Below are 3233 nucleotides of genomic sequence, written 5' to 3'. Positions count from 1 at the left end.
GGGTCCAGATTTTAATTTGTTTAGCCGACCTTTTCTAAAAGGACTTGCCGTTTTTGTAGTTATTGTTACAGATCCAAGAACCAGAGTGAGGTTGTCCTTTATCCATTGAAAAGATAATAGGTAGTTTATAGAAAGGGCGAAATCATTATAGCGTTTCACAAAGATCTTGATTTTGGAAAGGAATAGGGAACGATCCGTTGCTGTTCCGGCTTCCGTTTTCATTCCTGTTTGCATATACCATTTCTCCAAAATTTACTTCATGTAAGCATAAAGTAGCAAATTCTTGAGGGTCGCCATCCCATATAGCATTATATGATAATCCAGTCAGTAAATTTAACATCATCAACATTTTTTCCATAAAAGATCCATTTCTTTATTATCAAAGGGAAAATGCTTTTTCTTGTTTTTTTCTATTTCAACGATAACATCTCCAGAGAGCTCAAATGTTCTTGCATAATTCATTGGTACAATTTCGTATTCTAAAGCATAGTCTAGCATGTTATTGAATAGTGATTTTATTCTCGATTTAGTTCCTGGAGTTGCATAAACTTTTTCCCCTTTCTTTTTTCCGCGAGTTTCAATTCGAAAACCTTCCTCCATACACCCTTTAATATGTCGAGATCTGATGTCTTTCGCACGCATATCATATATAGAAGAACAATAAGCCCATGCCGAGTTTACAGTCCTAATATAGTTGTCTGTGGCATTTTTAAAATACTCAGCAGTCCATTTTTCGTAAAGCTCTTTCACTGTAATGTCCGGCTTTAAGTCATATGGATTTTTATTATATTCTACTAATGCGGCATAGGCGTCGTTATAAGTTGGAAAATAGGATTCCGGTTTTAGTGGCTTACATATAGGACGACCAGTAGATGTTTTTCCAACAGTAACCATTGCCCGATATGGGTTTCTAAGGTTTCGATTTTTGATTTGACTTATCTGTCCAAAGCCGTTAGGAAGTCGTTTTCTTTTATTATTTTTATTGCGGGGCTTTCTTGGTTTGATGTCTGGCTGTATCGGATATCCACAATGTGGGCAGAAAGTAGCTTTATCGCTTATCTGTAATTCGCATTCGGGACATTTTAGCAGCATATTTCATACCTCCTTCACGATATTAAAATGAGTTTTGTGTGTGGCAATGTTGATTTATCATGAGTAATCATATATGCTAGTGTAGGAATTGTCAACTCCTACACTCAATATTTTAAAGGGTTTTAATATATGGTTAGTAATGATAAATCAATTTGTCAGAATTGTGGGTCTAAATTAAAACGGTATGATAAGGTTTCAAGAATAGTACGGACGAAAGGCGGAAAAACTTCGTGGATAGAGATTGAACGTTTTCGATGTCCCGTTTGCGGTCAAATACATAGAGAGTTACCAGATTATATTTTTCCGTATAAGCAATACGAAGCAGAGGTGATTCGTGGTGTGTTGGAAGGTTTTATTACTTGTGAAACTTATGGATATGAAGATTATCCATGTGAAATGACCATGATTCGATGGAGGAATTCGCAGGAATTACAACTCCTTTTGTGAAGAATAAAACGAAAGGAGAAAAATCATGTCAAAAGAGGAACGGCACTTACAGACTAAGATTCGAATGTTTGAGGACATACTTTTAAGAACAAAGAATCCAAGTCAAGTAGACAACATCCAAATGGAATTGACAAGGATGAGAGCAAAATTGCAAAAATTATACTTCAAGAGAATGGAGTCCTAACAAGGGCTCTTTCTTTTTTGTGTGTATCGTTTTGCCACTGAGGTTGTTTTAACAAATCGCAAGTCTTATCCTAGAATAGCCGTTGAAAGGAGGTAACAGCCAATGGAAGAAATTACATTTACACCGGGGTCTGTTCCAGTGGTAGTGGTAGCCAGAGTGTATGGAAAAGATGCTTCTTGGGTTCGTGCCGGTATTATATCCGGGTGGCTACCAATTGGAAAAGCTACTAGAAATGGTAAATTGATAACCAACATTGAGGAGATGAATTCAAGATACGGACGCATCAATTTTTACATCTCTCCGAAACGGCTTTGGGAGGAAACGGGATATTTGTGGAAAGGAGAGAAAAATTAAAAATGGGCACAACAATTCGTCCGGAATTATCGGAGAAAAATCCATATTGGATTGAACGTCATCGTTATTATGAGCTGAAGCATTTTTGTCTTCAATATCCAATCTGGAAAAAAGCATATGCAGCCTTGGATGGGCTTAGCCGTCGACCTTCCGATTTAGAAGTCTTTTCGAAAAAGGGAGAGATTAGCGATCCAACTGTTCGGTGTGTAGAAGCTCGATCCTATTATATTGAGCGTATGAAGACTGTTGAGCAGGTAGCGATTGCAACGGATGCGGAGTTATCCAGCTATATTCTAAAAGGAGTAACCGAAGGATGGTCTTATGACATCTTGAAAGCTAGGAAGCTATGTTTCGGATGATGAGGAGGAGCCCTAATGGATATTAACGAACCTCTTCAACACTATGCGTCTCCTTATTACGACCCAGTGAAAGCTCATGAATATTATATGAGAACCAGAGAACTCAAAGGGCGACGTTCCACAACAAAGCTTAATGATGAGGGAAAGAAAGTCTGGGCTTATACAAAAAATGAGATTTCTGGTAAGAAGAAGGAAAAGGTAAAAGAAGAACAGGAAAAACGGAAACAAAAAATTGCTGAGCTGAGAGCAAAAGCCAAGGTGACCCGAGAGCAGATCTCAGCTAAATTAAAGGAACTGAATGCTCAGCTTCCGTGATCGATCAAAACAACTTCTTCAATAATATTTGTTACTTCTTCAATCAAGTGTGTAGCGATAATGATTGATCGTTCATTATTTTCAAAATGTTGTAAAAGCAGTTCATAAAACAGTTCTATATGATTTGCATATAATCCTAAGACTGGTTCGTCAAAGATTACATAAGGAATATTTAATGTCATTGCCGTTGTTAATTTAAAAATGGATTGGTAACCTTTAGATAACGATGTGAATTTTTTGTTGATGTCAAGGTCAAACATTTTGGCAATAGTCAAGGCCTTATTTAAATCAAAACAATCATAAAACCGATTGATCCACCTGAAGTGTTCTTTTATTTTTAAATCTTTATCATATAAATCAGCTTCGCTCATACAAAACACTTTTTCGTGTACCTGCATATTTTCTTTTGCCGGAATGTCATCTACAAGAATCATTCCTTTGTCGGCAAAAATACGATGAATTCCACCCAACAGGGGGAGTTC

General features: G+C 36.9%; 7 protein-coding genes. 4 read left to right on the top strand and 3 right to left on the bottom strand.

Features of this window, described 5'->3' with window-relative positions:
• Positions 1 to 234 (bottom strand): hypothetical protein (locus RUMTOR_RS13240; RefSeq protein ID WP_004846169.1); only part of this gene is annotated, 234 nt, incomplete at its 3' end.
• 108 nt (positions 235 to 342) lie between these two features.
• A complete protein-coding gene (locus RUMTOR_RS05485; RefSeq protein ID WP_004846168.1) occupies positions 343 to 1092 on the bottom strand; it encodes a zinc-ribbon domain-containing protein in 750 nt (249 codons plus the stop codon).
• A gap of 129 nt (positions 1093 to 1221) precedes the next feature.
• Between RUMTOR_RS05485 and RUMTOR_RS05480 the strand changes: the two genes are divergently transcribed.
• From RUMTOR_RS05480 to RUMTOR_RS05465, 4 genes are all read left to right on the top strand, one after another.
• Positions 1222 to 1539, top strand: a complete 318-nt coding sequence (locus RUMTOR_RS05480; RefSeq protein WP_004846167.1) for a DUF6431 domain-containing protein — start codon at positions 1222 to 1224, stop codon at positions 1537 to 1539.
• A gap of 286 nt (positions 1540 to 1825) precedes the next feature.
• Entirely contained in the window at positions 1826 to 2077 is a 252-nt protein-coding gene (locus tag RUMTOR_RS05475; protein WP_004845176.1) for a hypothetical protein, read from the top strand.
• Positions 2056 to 2436: a hypothetical protein gene (locus RUMTOR_RS05470; RefSeq protein WP_330360029.1), complete on the top strand. Its 381-nt coding sequence runs from the start codon at positions 2056 to 2058 to the stop codon at positions 2434 to 2436. The genes RUMTOR_RS05475 and RUMTOR_RS05470 overlap by 22 nt, the downstream gene beginning before the upstream one ends.
• A gap of 15 nt (positions 2437 to 2451) precedes the next feature.
• Complete coding sequence (locus RUMTOR_RS05465) at positions 2452 to 2751, top strand: hypothetical protein (protein WP_004846165.1); 300 nt, start codon at positions 2452 to 2454, stop codon at positions 2749 to 2751.
• On the opposite strand, the gene RUMTOR_RS05460 is transcribed toward RUMTOR_RS05465, so the two are convergent.
• Positions 2739 to 3233 (bottom strand): AAA family ATPase (locus RUMTOR_RS05460; protein WP_004846164.1); only part of this gene is annotated, 495 nt, incomplete at its 5' end. The genes RUMTOR_RS05465 and RUMTOR_RS05460 overlap by 13 nt on opposite strands.

The sequence above is a fragment of the [Ruminococcus] torques ATCC 27756 genome (assembly GCF_000153925.1).
In the GTDB taxonomy this organism is placed as follows: Bacteria; Bacillota; Clostridia; order Lachnospirales; family Lachnospiraceae; genus Mediterraneibacter; species Mediterraneibacter torques.
The sequence above is the reverse complement of the archived record's forward strand: the minus strand, read 5'-3'. Positions and strand labels throughout refer to the sequence as shown.